The following is a 13784-nucleotide window of genomic DNA, read 5'->3' as shown; positions in this document are numbered from 1 at the left end:
GCCGGAGGCGGGAACATGACCAAGCCGGAGGCAACGGCATGAACAGCCCGGCCAAGCCCCTGCGCCGTCTGGCCTGGCATGATGGCGTGATGCAGGAAGGCACCCGCATCACGGCAGAGGAGGTGCCCGTCGCCATCGTGCATGACGGCGCCACCTATGCCGTGATGATGGCCAGCCCCGCCGATCTGGAGGATTTCGCCATCGGCTTCAGCCTGACCGAAGGCGTGATCGACAGTCCGGCAGAGGTGGAAGACCTGGAACTGGTCGAAACCGACCTGGGCTGGGTCGCGCGGATGTGGCTCAGCAAACGGCCCCGCGCCGCCCTGGACACCCGCCGCCGCCGCCTGACCGGCCCCGCCGGCTGTGGCCTGTGCGGGGTGGAAAGTCTGGCCGAAGCCGTGAAGCCGGCCCGCCCCGTCGGGTCCGGCCGGCCGCTGACACCGCTGGCCCTGGCCCAGGGCTTTGATGCGATGTCGCAACAGCAGGTGCTGGGGCGCCTGACCCGCGCCGCCCATGCCGCCGCCTTCCTGGCACCCGATGGGGACCTGATGGTGCGGGAGGATGTGGGCCGCCACAATGCCCTGGACAAGCTGATCGGCGCGCTGGTCCGTTCGGGCATTGATGCCACGCAGGGCGCCATCCTGATGACCAGCCGCGTGTCGGTGGAACTGGTGCAGAAGGCCGCCATGGCCGGTGTGCCGCTGCTGGCCGCCGTCTCCGCCCCCTCCACGCTGGCCGTGAAGCTGGCCGACGCTGCCGGCATGACCCTGGTGGCCGTGGCGCGGGCCGACGGGTTTGAGGTTTTCTGCCACCCCGACCGCATCACGATCAACGCCGAGGAGTGCCCCCGTGTCGCCTGAAAAGCTGGTCATGATGGCCAACCAGATCGGCGCCTTTTTCGCCAGCCAGGGCCCGAACGGCGCCCATGGCGTCGCCGACCATATCAAAAGCTTCTGGGACCCGCGCATGCGGGCCGGGATTTTCGATCATCTGGACAAGGGCGGGGCCGGATTGACCCCCATCGTCGTCCAGGCCCTGGAGAGCCTGAGAACAAAACAATAGGAGGCGTCACCCAAACACCCCATCCCGGCACCCATAAGGAGCTTTCACCAGAAGAACCAACCGGAGCCATTCCAAGAAGCCCCGGCAATGCGTGTCCATCCAATAACGCCAAAGCGGCGAACGAACAGGAGGAAACGAGGGCATGGTAGCGGCAGATCAAACGCAGGGCCAAGGTGCGGGGCAACCCGGCCTGCTGGACCGGGAACGCATCATCGCGCATGCGGGCTTCAACCGATGGCTGGTGCCACCGGCGGCATTGGCAATCCATCTCTGTATCGGCATGGCCTATGGTTTCAGCGTGTTCTGGCTGCCGCTCAGCCAGTCGCTGGGCGTGACGGCACCGATGGCCTGTCCGGCCGATGCCGGGCTGATGAATGCCCTGTTCACCACCTCGTGCGACTGGAAGGTCGCCGATCTGGGCTGGATGTACACGCTGTTCTTCGTCCTGCTGGGCTCGTCCGCCGCCATCTGGGGCGGCTGGCTGGAACGCGAAGGCCCGCGCAAGGCCGGCTTTGTCGCCGCACTCTGCTGGTGCGGCGGCCTGCTGATCTCCGCCATCGGCGTCTATACCCATCAACTCTGGCTGATGTGGCTGGGCTCGGGCGTCATTGGCGGTATCGGGCTGGGCCTGGGCTATATCTCGCCCGTCTCCACCCTGGTGAAATGGTTCCCCGACCGGCGCGGCATGGCCACCGGCATGGCCATCATGGGCTTTGGTGGTGGTGCCATGATCGGCTCACCCTTGGCCAACATGCTGATGAACGGCTTCAAGACGTCGACCTCCGTCGGTGTGTGGGAAACCTTCGTCGTCCTGGCCGTGATCTATTTCGTGTTCATGATGTCCGGGGCCTTTGGCTATCGCCTGCCGCCGCCGGGCTGGGCGCCCAATGGCTGGACCCCGCCGGCGCCTTCCGCCAATGCCATGATCGCGCATGGCAATGTGCATGTGAAGGACGCGCACAAGACGCCGCAATTCTGGCTGATCTGGGCCGTGCTCTGCCTGAACGTGTCGGCCGGCATCGGCGTGCTGGGCATGGCGTCGCCCATGTTGCAGGAGATTTTCGGCGGCGCTCTGTTCGGTCAGCCGGACCTGGGTTTCTCCGACCTGAACGCGGACCAGAAGAAGATAATTGCCGGCATCGCCGCCGGCTTCACCGGCCTGTTGTCGCTGTTCAACATTGTCGGCCGCTTCTTCTGGGCGTCCTTGTCGGACAAGATCGGCCGGAAGATGACCTATTTCACCTTCTTCGGCCTGGGTATCGTGCTTTATGCCTCGGCCCCGTCCCTGGCCCATATGGGGTCGAAGGTGCTGTTCGTGGCGGCGTTCTGCATCATCCTGTCCATGTATGGCGGCGGCTTCGCCACCGTGCCGGCCTATCTGGCCGACATGTTCGGCACGAAGTTCGTGGGCGCCATCCATGGAAGGCTGCTGACGGCCTGGTCCACGGCCGGCATCATCGGCCCCGTGGTCGTGAACTATATCCGCGAGGCGCAGATCGCCGCCGGCGTGCCGCGCGCCCAGGTCTATGATTACACCATGTATATCCTGGCCGGGTTCCTGATCCTGGGCTTCCTTGCCAACGCCGCCGTCAAGCCTGTGGACCGTAAATGGTTCATGGACGAGGAAGAGGCACCGAAGACAGCCACCGGCCCCATGATCAACCGCAGCGACGTGGACAGCGGCGGATTCGACGCCAAGGTGCTGCTGGCCTGGCTGGCCGTGGGCATCCCCATCCTGTTCGGCGTCTATCAGACGCTGCAAAGCGTGGTGAAGCTGTTCGGGTGACGCCGCCGCCCGGCGCCTGAGTGAAATTTCACCTGAATTTGCGCCGCGACCATCTGACCTTCGATGTGGACCATTTGGCAGGTTGACCTGTGGCTCCGAAAGATTGATGTCATGACGGTCGCGCCGCATTTTCGGCGTCCGATTTTGTGGGAGGATCCCCTCGATGAAGTCCCTGTTCACCGCCCTTGTCCTGACGGGCGTTGCCGCCCTGACCGCCGGCACCGCCATGGCCCAGGACGCCGCCAAGGGCGAGACCGTGTTCAAGAAGTGCATGGCCTGCCATCGCATCGGCCCCGATGCCAAGAATCTGGTCGGCCCGATCCTGACCGGCGTCGTCGGCCGCCCGGCCGGCAAGGTCGATGGCTTCAAATATTCCGAGATCAATCACCATTCCGGTGAGGCCGGCCTGACCTGGACGGAAGCCAATCTGGAGGCCTATCTGGCCGACCCGAACGCCTTCCTGAAGAAGTTCCTGACCGACAAGGGCCACGCCGACCAGGCCGTGGGCGTCACCAAGATGGCGTTCAAGCTGCCCAACGAGCAGGAGCGCAAGGACGTGATCGCCTTCCTGAAGAGCAAGCAGTAACAGCCTGTTCCAGGCTGGCAAAAGGAGCCGGGCGGATCAACCGCCCGGCCCCTTTCTGTTTCAACCCACCTTCAACCCTTCCAGCACCGCCCGTAACGGCGCGGGCAGCGCCGTGGGCCGGCGGCTGTCCCTGTCGACATAAACATGCACGAAATGGCCGCCAGCGGCCGCCATCTCCGCCCCCGCCTTGAAAATCCCCAGCTCATAGCGCACGGAACTGTTGCCCAGATGGGCGACACGGATACCCACCTCCAGCCGGTCGGGAAAGGCCACAGAGGCGAAGAACCGGCACCCCGTCTCCACCACCAGACCGATGACATCGCCGGCATGGATGTCCAGCACGCCCTGGTCGATCAGATAGGCATTCACGGCCGTGTCGAAATAGGAATAGTAGGTCACGTTATTGACGTGGCCATAGACGTCATTATCCATCCAGCGCGTATCCAGCGCATGGAAATGCCGGTAATCGGCCCGAACGGGCGCCGTCGGCTTGCTCAAGATCACCCCTCCCCATCCCTCTTTCAGGCGCGCGGCCGCAGGCTCCGGATCAGCCCTTCCTGCGCCGTGCTGGCGATCAGCCGGCCCGTGCGGTCGAATATCTGCCCCCGGTTCAACCCGCGTCCATTCCCGCTCCACGGGCTGTCCGTGCTGTACAGCAGCCAGTCATCGACCCGGAAATCCAGCGCATGGAACCATACCGCATGGTCCAGGCTGGCCGCCCTCAGCGTCCGGCCCAACCAGCTGACATTATGCGGCAGGACGCCCGTGCCCAGCAGGACCATGTCGCTGATATAGGCCAAGGCCACGCGATGCAGGTTGGCATCATCGTCCAGGGGGGACACGACGCGGAACCAGACCTGCTGCAGCGGTTCCCGCACGCCCGGATTGACGGGATCGACGGGGTCGACCGGGCGCAGTTCCACGGCCCGGCGATGGGCCAGCAGCGCCCGGCTTTCCGCCGGCAGCTTGTCCGCGATGGACAGGTAGAATTCATGCTCCGTCATCAACACATCGGGCGGCGTGACCTGCGGCATGGGGAACAGCTGGTGTTCCAGCCCGTCCTCCGGCACCTGGAACGACGCCGTCAGGGTCAGGATGGGGGCTCCGCCCTGCAGCGCCTCCACCCGGCGGGTGGTAAAGCTGCGGCCGTCATAATCGCGGTGGACACGGAAATCGATGGGATAATCCTCGTCCCCCGGCCGCATGAAATAGGCGTGCAGGGAATGCACGACGCGCGACGGGTCCACCGTCCGGATGGCCGACGCCAGGGCCTGGGCCACCACCTGCCCGCCGAACACGCGGCCCTTGCCCCCGATCAGCCGGGACCCCTGATACATGTCGCTGCCCAGCTCATCGACCGTCAGCAGCCGCGTCAACCGTGCCACCAGCTCTTCCGGGCCGGGAATGGCGTTATAGTCCTCGATCATTCCGGGACCTTTCTTCACCGATGCCTAATCCCCTCCACTATTTTGGGGACCGGGGCGGCTGGCAAGGGTATGGCCGCCCCGGTTCGGACATGGGTGACTTGCGGTCGCATACTCGGGGATTCACAGCGACGCGCGATAGGCCCGCCAGCCGCCATAGCCGGTGATCTCTGTCGCCCCTTCCAACGCGTGGCCTTCGCACAGGAACCCCGTCACCTGCCGCCCATCATCCAGGGTCAGCTTGCCCACACCCAGGGGCGCCGGGATGCGGGCGACGAAGGCACCAAAGGCGGCGGGCGGCAGGGCCCATTCTTCGGCCAGGATGCCCGGCCCGGCAAAGCCCGGATCGCGCACCAGACCCGGCTTGGGCGGAATTGTGCCGGCCAGGGCGTAGAAACGGTAATCGGGCGCCGTCCGCACCTCCCCCAACCGGATGCCGCCGACGCTGGTCAATTCCGGGTTCAGCGGCATGCCCGTCAGATGCGCCCCCACCACGATGATGGGCAGCCAGTCGGAAGGCGGACTGTTCACCACCGGCACCGTGACCGGTTCCACCTCCCCATGCAGCCTGTCGCCGATATCGGCCAGGGCCGCATCGGTGAAGGCCGGCCCTACCAGCGTGACACCGAAGGGCAGGCCATTGGGCCGGAACCCCGCCGGCACGGCCAATGCCGCGCAATCCAGCAGGTTCACGAAATTGGTATAGCGGCCCAGATGGCTGTTCAGGCGCACCGGATCGGCCTGCATCTCCGCCACCGTATAGATGGTGGGTGTGGTGGGCAGCAGCAGGAAATCCACTTCCCCCCACAGCCGCGCGATACTCTGGGCATAGAAGGCCAGCGCATATTGGCCGACAAACGCCTCCACCGCACTCTTGCCCGCCGCCCCCTGGATGATGGTGCGGACCGTCGGGTCCATGGCGTCGGCCTGCCCCTCGACAAACTCCTCAATGGCGGCCAGCCGTTCGGCCACCCAGGGCCCGCCATAAAGAAGATGGGCGCATTCCCGCAGGGGGCCGTAATCGAACTGCACGGCCGACCCGCCCAGCGCCTCCAAATTGGCAATGGCAGCATCATACAGAGCCTCTGCCGCCTGATCGCCCAGGAACTCCTTTTCGGCCCCGGTCAGCACCCCGAACTTGAAACCGGTCACGCGGAGCGGTGTCGTTCGGGCCAGACGAGAGAAGGGATCGCCCCCATCGAACCCTTCCGCCACACGCCGCACCAGATCGCCATCGGCCACAGAATGGGCCAGCACCGTCACACAATCCTGTGACCGGCAGGCGGGTACCACCCCGGCAGCCGACAGCAACCCCTTGGTGGGCTTGATCCCCACCAGATTGTTGAAGGCGGCCGGTACCCGGCCCGACCCGGCCGTATCCGTGCCGAGCGCAAACGCCACCTGCCCCCGCGCCACCGCCACGGCGGACCCCGAACTGGACCCGCCGGAGATATAGTCATTGTTGAACACGCAGCGCGGGGCGCCATAGGGGCTGCGCGTGCCGTTCAGGCCCGTGGCGAACTGGTCCAGATTGGTCTTGCCGATCAGGATGGCGCCCGCAGCCCGCAGCCGCGCCACCACGGTACTGTCGGCCGCTGGATCATAGGCGAAGGCCGGGCAGGCAGCCGTCGTGGGCAGGCCGGCCGCGTCGATATTGTCTTTGGCCGCAAAGGGAATGCCCCACAGCGGTTTGGCCGGGTCATAGCCGGCATCGGCCAGGGCCTGCGCCTCGGCCCGCAACCGGTCGGCCGGCACCGTGCTGATCCAGATGGCGGGGTCGGGATTGGCTGCCAGCCGTTCCAGAACCGCCTCGATCACCGTGACTGGACTGGCATCGCCGCTGCGATAAAGGTCCGTCAGTTCATGGATGGTAAGTTTCTCGGGCAACATCAGGCAACCTCCTCCAGGATAGCGATGGTCTGGCCGGCATTGACGGTGCGGCCGGGTTTCGCGGTGATTTCCCGCACCCGGCCGGCCGTTGCGGCCTTCACCTCCATCTCCATCTTCATGCTTTCCAGGATCAGGATCGTGTCACCGGCCGCCACATACTGGCCCGGCTCCACCATGATTTTCCAGACGTTACCGGTCACGCCCGCTTCCACACCCGTACAGCCATCCGGCAATGCTGTGGCATCGGCGGCGGGGCCGCCATCATCGCTGACGAAACTGTCCAGCCCCTTGGCCTTCCACTCCTCGCGCTCGGCCTCGAACGCCGCCTGCTGCCGGCCCTTGAAGGCGTCGATGCTGTCGGCATGGGTGGCCTGGAACCGCAGATGGTCGGCGTAATCCAGTACCGTCTCCTCGATCCGCACGGGATAGCGGCCATGGGGGAAGGCCTCCCGCGCCTCGGCCAGTTCCTGTTCGCTGACGGGGAAGAAACGGATCTGGTCGAAGAAGCGCAACAGCCAGGGCTTGCCCGCCTGGAACGGTGCGGTGTTCCGCCAGGAATTCCAGACCTGGATGGTACGGCCGAACAGCTGGTATCCGCCCGGCCCCTCCATCCCATAGATGCACATATAGGCGCCGCCGATGCCCACGGCATTTTCCGGCGTCCAGGTGCGGGCGGGATTGTATTTCGTCGTCACCAGCCGGTGGCGCGGGTCCAGCGGCGTGGCCACCGGCGCGCCCAGATAGACGTCACCCAGCCCATAGACCAGATAATGGGCGTCAAACACGATGCGGCGCACATCGTCAACATGGTCCAAGCCATTGATGCGGCGGATAAATTCGATATTGTCGGGGCACCAGGGGGCATCGGCCCGCACCAGTTCCTGGTACTTAGTCATGGCCAGCCGCACCTGCGGGTCGTTCCAGGAGAGTGGCAGATGTACGACGCGGCTGGGCACCCGGGCATCCTCGATCCCGCCCAGCCCGGCCTCGATCTCCGCCAGCACGCCCAGCAGATTGGTGGTGCGCAGGGTCGAGCTGTCGTAATGCACCTGCAATGACCGGATGCCGGGCGTCAGATCGACGATGCCGGGCAGGTTCCGGTCACGCAGCGCCGTCACCAACAGATGCACGCGCAGCCGCAACCCCAGATCCAGCGCCATCGGCCCATATTCGACCAGCAGATAATCATCCCCCGCCCGGCGATAGATAACGGGTACCGGTCCGTCGATCCGGTGCAGGATCGGCGATGGCAGGTCGGCATGGGTGATGAGGACGGGGGCTGCCACCGGCTTGACCACCGGTACGAACCGGACCTTGTCGCCCGGTCGCAACTGCCCGACCTTCCACAGGTCACCTTTCGCCACCACCAATGGGCAGACGAAACCGCCCAGGCTGGGTCCGTCCGGGCCCAGGATGATGGGCATGTCGCCCGTGAAATCCACCGCGCCGATGGCATAGGCATTGTCATGGATGTTGGACGGGTGCAGCCCCGCCTCCCCCCCATCCGCACGGGCCCAGGTCGGCCTCGGGCCGATCAGGCGCACGCCCGTGCGGGCGGAATTGAAATGCACCTCGTAGGTCGCGGCGAACAGGTCGACGATGTCGGCTTCCTGAAAGAAATCCGGCGCCCCGTGCGGCCCGTAATGCACGGCCAGTTCCCAATCATGGGACAGAGACGGCAGCGTCACCGCCTCCGCCGTACCCGTGGGCAGGCCCGCCAGGGCCAGCGTATCCCCCGCCTTCAGGCAGCCCGTGCCATGGCCGCCGAACCGGCCCAGGGCAAAGGTGGCCTTCGACCCCAGATAGGTGGGCGCATCAAAGCCGCCGGCCACGGCCAGATAGGCGCGCTGCCCCGGCCCCTGGATACGGCCCAGCGCCAGCACCTGGCCCGCCTTCACCGTCACCGGCACGCCATGCGGGATGGAAATCCCGTCCAAGGTCCCCGCCATGGCCGCACCAGTCACGGCCACGATAGCGTCAATGTTGAAGCGCAGCGTCGGCCCGGTCAGCGTGCATTCCAGCGCCGCCGTCCCCTCCGCATTGCCCAGCATCCGGTTGGCCAGCCGGAAGGACTTGTCATCCATGGGCCCCGATGGCGGCACCCCGACATCCCAATAGCCCAACCGCCCCGGCCAATCCTGGATCGACGTCTGGGCACCCGGTGCGATCACCTCCACCGTCGCCGGCGTAAAGGGGAAATCCTTCAGCACCGATGTGGCGACATCGCCCCGCCGGAACAGGTCCGATGCGATGATGGCGCGCAGATAGGACAGGTTCGTCTCGATCCCCGCCACGCGCGACGCGGACAGGGCGGCCGACAGCTTGTCGATGGCGGCATCGCGCGTGCCGGCATGCACGATCAGCTTGGCCAGCATCGGGTCATAATGGGCCGTCACCTCCGTCCCCGTCGCCACCCAGCCATCCACCCGGATATCGTCGGGGAACGATACCTCGGTCAGCAGACCGGTGGAGGGGCGGAAATCGGCGGCGGCATTTTCGGCATAAAGCCGCACCTCGATCGCCGCCCCCTGCGGAACCAGACTGTCCTGCGCCGGCAGGGTGAAATCGCCCGCCGCCTGCCGGATCATCCATTCCACCAGATCGACGCCGAACACGGTTTCGGTCACGGGATGTTCGACCTGCAGGCGGGTATTCACCTCCAGGAAATAGACCTGCGCCCGTTCCACATCATAGATGAATTCCACGGTGCCGGCCGAGGCATATTGCACGCTCTGACCCAGGGCCACCGCCGCCTCGCGTAACCGGGCACGCACATTGTCGGGCAAACCGGGGGCCGGCGTCTCCTCCACCACCTTCTGGTTACGGCGTTGCAGGGAACAGTCACGCTCGCCCAGCGCCACCACCCCGCCCTTGCCATCGCCGAAGATCTGCACCTCCACATGCCGGGCCTGGGCGACAAACCGTTCCAGATAGACGCGCGCATCGCCAAAGCTGCTGGTCGCCATGCGCTGCACGGCGGCGAAGCGGGCGGCCAGTTCCTCGGCCGTATGGCAAAGCTGCATGCCGATGCCGCCGCCGCCCGCCGTGCTTTTCAGCATGACGGGAAAGCCGATGCGCGCCGCCGCTTCCTGCGCCTGTTCAACGCTGTCCAGAATATCCGTACCGGGCAGCAACGGCACGCCCGCCGCTCTGGCCAGATCACGCGCCGTGTGTTTCAGGCCGAAACCGCGCAGATGCTCCACCCGCGGGCCGATAAAGGTAATGCCGGCCGCGTTCAGCTTTTCCACGAACCCAGCATTTTCCGACAGGAATCCATAGCCGGGATGGACCGCCTGTGCGCCCGTGGCCCGGCAGGCGGCGATGACAGCGTCGATGTCCAGATAGCTTTGCTTGGCCGGCGACGGGCCGATAGGCACCGCCTCATCGGCCGCCAGGACGGGCGCCGTAAACCGGTCGGCATCGGCATAGACGGCGACCGAGGCGATACCCATGCGCCGCAGGGTCTTGATGACCCGCGCGCAGATCTCACCGCGATTGGCGATCAGAACCTTGGTGAACATGACAGGGTTCCTTTGGGGGGAAGGGCATGCCCTTCGTGCATCTTTTCCGTCACCCCGGCGCAGGCCCATAGGCGCTAAGTTAGGGGCTTCACCTTTCCTGCCTCCCCCGCGAAAGCGGGGGTCCAGGGGCCACAAGAGCCAGCGCTTCAGTGCTCTTGGCTCCTGGACCCCCGCTTTCGCGGGGGAGGCAGGTTTGTGCAGAAGGTTAACTTAGTGCCTATGGGCGCAGGCCGGGGTGACGGTCTAATTCTGGGACAGCGACACGCCTCACCCTTCCCAGATCACCACCTGGATGGGCGTGGGGTCGAAACCGTTGCAGGGATTGTTCACCTGCGGACAGTTGGAAATGACGCAGAGCAGATCCTGCTGCACCAGCAGTTCCACATAGTCACCGGCCGACGACACCCCATCGACAATGGCCAGCGTGCCATCGGGGTCGATGGGCACATTCATGAAGAAATTGATGTTGGGCACGATATCGCGCTTGCCCATCCCGTGACGGGTCACGGCGATCACGAAGTTCTCCCGGCATGCATGCATGTATTTCGTATGATGCCCGAACCGCACCGTATTGCTTTCGCAGGAACAGGCGCCGGCCGAGGTATCGTGCCGGCCGCACGTATCGGCCACGACACTGGCCAGGACATTGCCACGGTTGGAATAAAGCACCGACCCCGCCTGGATATAGGGCGTGCCCTGGGCCAGCACTGTGTCCTGGGCGCTGTAACGTTCGCTGAAATCATCCAGGCTGTAGAACAGCGTATCGACGGCCTGACAGCCCTCGCTGTCGACAATCCGGATCACCTGACCCTTGCGCACAATGCCGGACCAGGGATGTTCGGCCGGCACCAGTTCGTTCAGAATGGCGCTGGCGGGATCACGGTCGGACAAAACCGGGGTGAAGCTGTGACTGGTCATGGTTCTTCCCTCCCCGCTCAGGCCGACAGATAGGCATCATTATTGACGAAGCCCCGCGCGGCTTCCGCCGTGGCCGTGCGGCACAGATCATCGGCCGCGGCCGGCGGCACCTCATGGATGACCAGTTCGACGGGGACCGGCGGTGTGGCCGGGGCCAGCGGGTGGGGAGTGTTGGATACGGCCAGGATCATATCCATCTCCGCCCGCAGCGACACGAAATCGCCCGGCTGCACACCCGCCGCATCAAAGGCAAACGTCCCGTCACCGGTCACGGAAGTGGGCGCAAAGAAGCTGATACAGGGTGGGATATCCCGCTGGGTCAGGCCATGCTTGCCGGCCGCCAGTACGAAATTGTCGCGCGCATTGCGCACACCGCTGTCGGGGCCATAGGTACGGGCGACACTGGCCGGGGTGGACCCGCCCACCACCGTATCATGTCGGCCGCAGCTATCCTCCACGATGGACAACAGCACGCGCCCCATGTCTGAGAACAGGACCCGCCCCTTGCCCAGCGCCGCCGTCCACTGGATCTTGATCGTGTCGGCATGGTTGAACCGTTCCGACGGGTCGTTGCGGTTCCAGGCCAGCAGCGACACGCCCGGCGTGGCGGCCGGGTTGGTGATGCGCAGCACCTGCCCGCGCCGGATCACCCCGGTCCAGTACCAGCCACCGGGCAATTCCTCCCGCAGGCGCACAGACGCCCCCTCGGGCAGGCCCAGCCCGCGCGGGCTGGGCGGGGGCAGGACCAGGGGCGCACGGCCGGAGGCGGCGGATTTCAGTTCCAGATACCGGGCCCGGTTGGCCGCGATCTGCTCTTGGGTCTGGCGGGGCATGCTTGCTCCCTCCTCACGCTGCGTCGGCCGGGTCGTCCCGGTCTGTCTGCCCATCCGTTTTGGCCGGGTCGTCCCGGCGGGGCGGTTCCTTGCCGAAATCGGGCTGGCCGGCCACGCGGCGGGGCCAGACCTCGATATCGTTGGTGATGCTGGCGCCATAGCGCAGCCGTTCTTCCGGCAGGTTGCGGCGGCGGTCAAAGGCGATGACGCGGGTGCCCAGATGGAAGGCTTCCGACAGATCATGGGTGACCATGACCACCGTCATCGGATGGTCGTGCCACAATTGGCGCATCAACTTGTGCACATCGGCGCGGATGCCGGGGTCCAGCGCCCCGAACGGTTCATCCAACAGCAGGACCTTGGGCCGCGCGATCAGGGCCTGGGCCAGGGCCAGCCGCTGCTGCATGCCGCCCGACAACTGCGCCGGGTACTTGTCCAGCGCATGCGACAGGCCGACCGCGTCCAGCAGTTGCGCCGCCTCTTCCTTCGCCTTGCGGCGGGCGGCGCCGAACAGCCGGCCGAACAGGCCACCCGCCTGCAATTCCGCGCCCAGCAAGACATTGCCCAGCACACTCAGATGCGGGAACACGGAATAGCGCTGGAACACCACGCCGCGGTCGGGGCCGGGTTCGGGCGAGATGGGCTGGCCGTCGATCAGGATCTCACCGCGCGACGGGGTTTCCTGCGACAGCAGCATGCGCAGAAAGGTGGTCTTGCCACATCCGGACGGGCCGACCAGGGCCACGAAGGAACGCGGCGCGATGTCCAGGTTGATCTGTTCCAGAACCACCTGCTCGCCATATTCCTTCCAGACATTGCGGACGGAAATCTGGGTCATGCGCCGGCCCTCGCATCCGCAAACCAGGGGAAGGCCCGGCGCTGCACCACCCGCAGCCCCAGATCCATCAGGAAGCAAAGCAGCGTGATCCAGGCGACATAGGGCAGGATGACATCCATGGCCATATAGCGCCGCACCAGGAAGATGCGGTAGCCCAGCCCGCTTTCGCTGGCAATTGCCTCTGCCGAGATCAGGAACAGCCAGGCCGGGCCCAGATTCAGCCGGATACTGTCAATCAGACGCGGCAGGATCTGGGGCAGGACGACGCGGATGGCAATCGTCCAGCTATTGGCGCCCAGCGTCTGCGCCTTGATGAATTGCTGGCGCGGGAGATCATCGATCTTCAGCATCAGGTCGCGGATCAGGCAGGGCAGCACGCCGATCACGATCAGCGTCACCTTCGACGCCTCCCCCAATCCCACCATGATGAACAGGATGGGCAGGATGGCCAGCGGCGGCACCATGGAGATGACGGTGACAAAGGGCGACAGCGTGGCCCGCACATGCGGCAGCAGCCCCGCCGCCATGCCCACCAACAGCCCGCCACCCGACGCGATGGCGATGCCCGCGAACAGCCGGGCCAGCGACGCGCCCGTGTCCAGCCACAGCAGCACGTCGCCCGTGCGCTTGTCCGCTGTGAACGCCATACGGTCGATGGCGTCGGCGAAGGATGCGAGACCCGGCAACAGCTTGTCGGCCGGATTATCGGCTAGCCTTACGGCAGAGCCCAGGGCATAGGCCGCCAGCACCGCGACAAAGGGCAGTGCCGCCAGCATCATCCAGCTTGTCCGGTCGGGCCTTCGGTTGATCAGGCGCATGGGGCGTGTCCTTGCAGAAGCGTAGGTCGTGGGTGAGGCGACGGCCGAACCCCGACAAGCGACGGTGCCAATATCCGTCGGGGTTCGCTGGACGCTCACCCGCGACCT

12 protein-coding genes are annotated in these 13784 nt (G+C 65.7%); 4 read left to right on the top strand and 8 right to left on the bottom strand.

What is annotated here, in order from left to right; genetic code table 11:
- Window positions 1–38: 38 nt before the first annotated feature.
- The 4 genes from fdhD (at window position 39) to ACODTW_RS00485 (ending at window position 3434) form a co-directional block, all read left to right on the top strand.
- Entirely contained in the window at window positions 39–860 is an 822-nt protein-coding gene (gene fdhD / locus ACODTW_RS00500) for a formate dehydrogenase accessory sulfurtransferase FdhD (RefSeq protein ID WP_488943902.1), read from the top strand.
- A complete protein-coding gene (locus tag ACODTW_RS00495) occupies window positions 850–1062 on the top strand; it encodes a formate dehydrogenase subunit delta (protein WP_488943901.1) in 213 nt (70 codons plus the stop codon). Before fdhD ends, ACODTW_RS00495 begins: the two co-directional genes overlap by 11 nt.
- A gap of 142 nt (window positions 1063–1204) precedes the next feature.
- A complete protein-coding gene (locus tag ACODTW_RS00490) occupies window positions 1205–2848 on the top strand; it encodes an OFA family MFS transporter (protein ID WP_488943900.1) in 1644 nt (547 codons plus the stop codon).
- A 163-nt stretch (window positions 2849–3011) separates the two neighbouring features.
- Complete coding sequence (locus ACODTW_RS00485; RefSeq protein WP_488943899.1) at window positions 3012–3434, top strand: c-type cytochrome; 423 nt, start codon at window positions 3012–3014, stop codon at window positions 3432–3434.
- Between the two features lie 60 nt (window positions 3435–3494).
- Here the strand turns inward: ACODTW_RS00485 and ACODTW_RS00480 are convergent, their stop codons facing one another.
- The 8 genes from ACODTW_RS00480 to ACODTW_RS00445 all read right to left on the bottom strand — a co-directional run bounded on the left by ACODTW_RS00480 (window position 3495) and on the right by ACODTW_RS00445 (window position 13676).
- Window positions 3495–3938 (bottom strand): acyl-CoA thioesterase, encoded by a 444-nt coding sequence (locus tag ACODTW_RS00480; protein WP_488943898.1) that lies wholly within the window; start codon window positions 3936–3938, stop codon window positions 3495–3497.
- Window positions 3939–3955: 17 nt separating this feature from the next.
- Window positions 3956–4861 carry an acyl-CoA thioesterase gene (locus ACODTW_RS00475; RefSeq protein WP_488943897.1) on the bottom strand — a complete coding sequence of 302 codons (906 nt, stop codon included), beginning with the start codon at window positions 4859–4861 and terminating at the stop codon, window positions 3956–3958.
- Window positions 4862–4981: 120 nt separating this feature from the next.
- Window positions 4982–6748, bottom strand: coding sequence for an allophanate hydrolase (gene atzF, locus ACODTW_RS00470; protein ID WP_488943896.1), 1767 nt, complete (start codon window positions 6746–6748; stop codon window positions 4982–4984).
- Window positions 6748–10269 (bottom strand): urea carboxylase, encoded by a 3522-nt coding sequence (gene uca / locus ACODTW_RS00465; protein ID WP_488943895.1) that lies wholly within the window; start codon window positions 10267–10269, stop codon window positions 6748–6750. The genes atzF and uca overlap by 1 nt, the downstream gene beginning before the upstream one ends.
- A gap of 267 nt (window positions 10270–10536) precedes the next feature.
- Complete coding sequence (locus tag ACODTW_RS00460; RefSeq protein ID WP_488943894.1) at window positions 10537–11187, bottom strand: urea amidolyase associated protein UAAP2; 651 nt, start codon at window positions 11185–11187, stop codon at window positions 10537–10539.
- Window positions 11188–11204: 17 nt separating this feature from the next.
- A complete protein-coding gene (locus ACODTW_RS00455; RefSeq protein ID WP_488943893.1) occupies window positions 11205–12020 on the bottom strand; it encodes an urea amidolyase associated protein UAAP1 in 816 nt (271 codons plus the stop codon).
- 13 nt (window positions 12021–12033) lie between these two features.
- Window positions 12034–12858, bottom strand: coding sequence for an ABC transporter ATP-binding protein (locus tag ACODTW_RS00450; RefSeq protein ID WP_488943892.1), 825 nt, complete (start codon window positions 12856–12858; stop codon window positions 12034–12036).
- Window positions 12855–13676: an ABC transporter permease gene (locus tag ACODTW_RS00445; protein WP_488943891.1), complete on the bottom strand. Its 822-nt coding sequence runs from the start codon at window positions 13674–13676 to the stop codon at window positions 12855–12857. The genes ACODTW_RS00450 and ACODTW_RS00445 overlap by 4 nt, the downstream gene beginning before the upstream one ends.
- Window positions 13677–13784: the final 108 nt, after the last annotated feature.

It is taken from the genome of Niveispirillum sp. FG148, from assembly GCF_057809655.1.
This window is presented reverse-complemented; position numbering and strand designations above follow the sequence as displayed.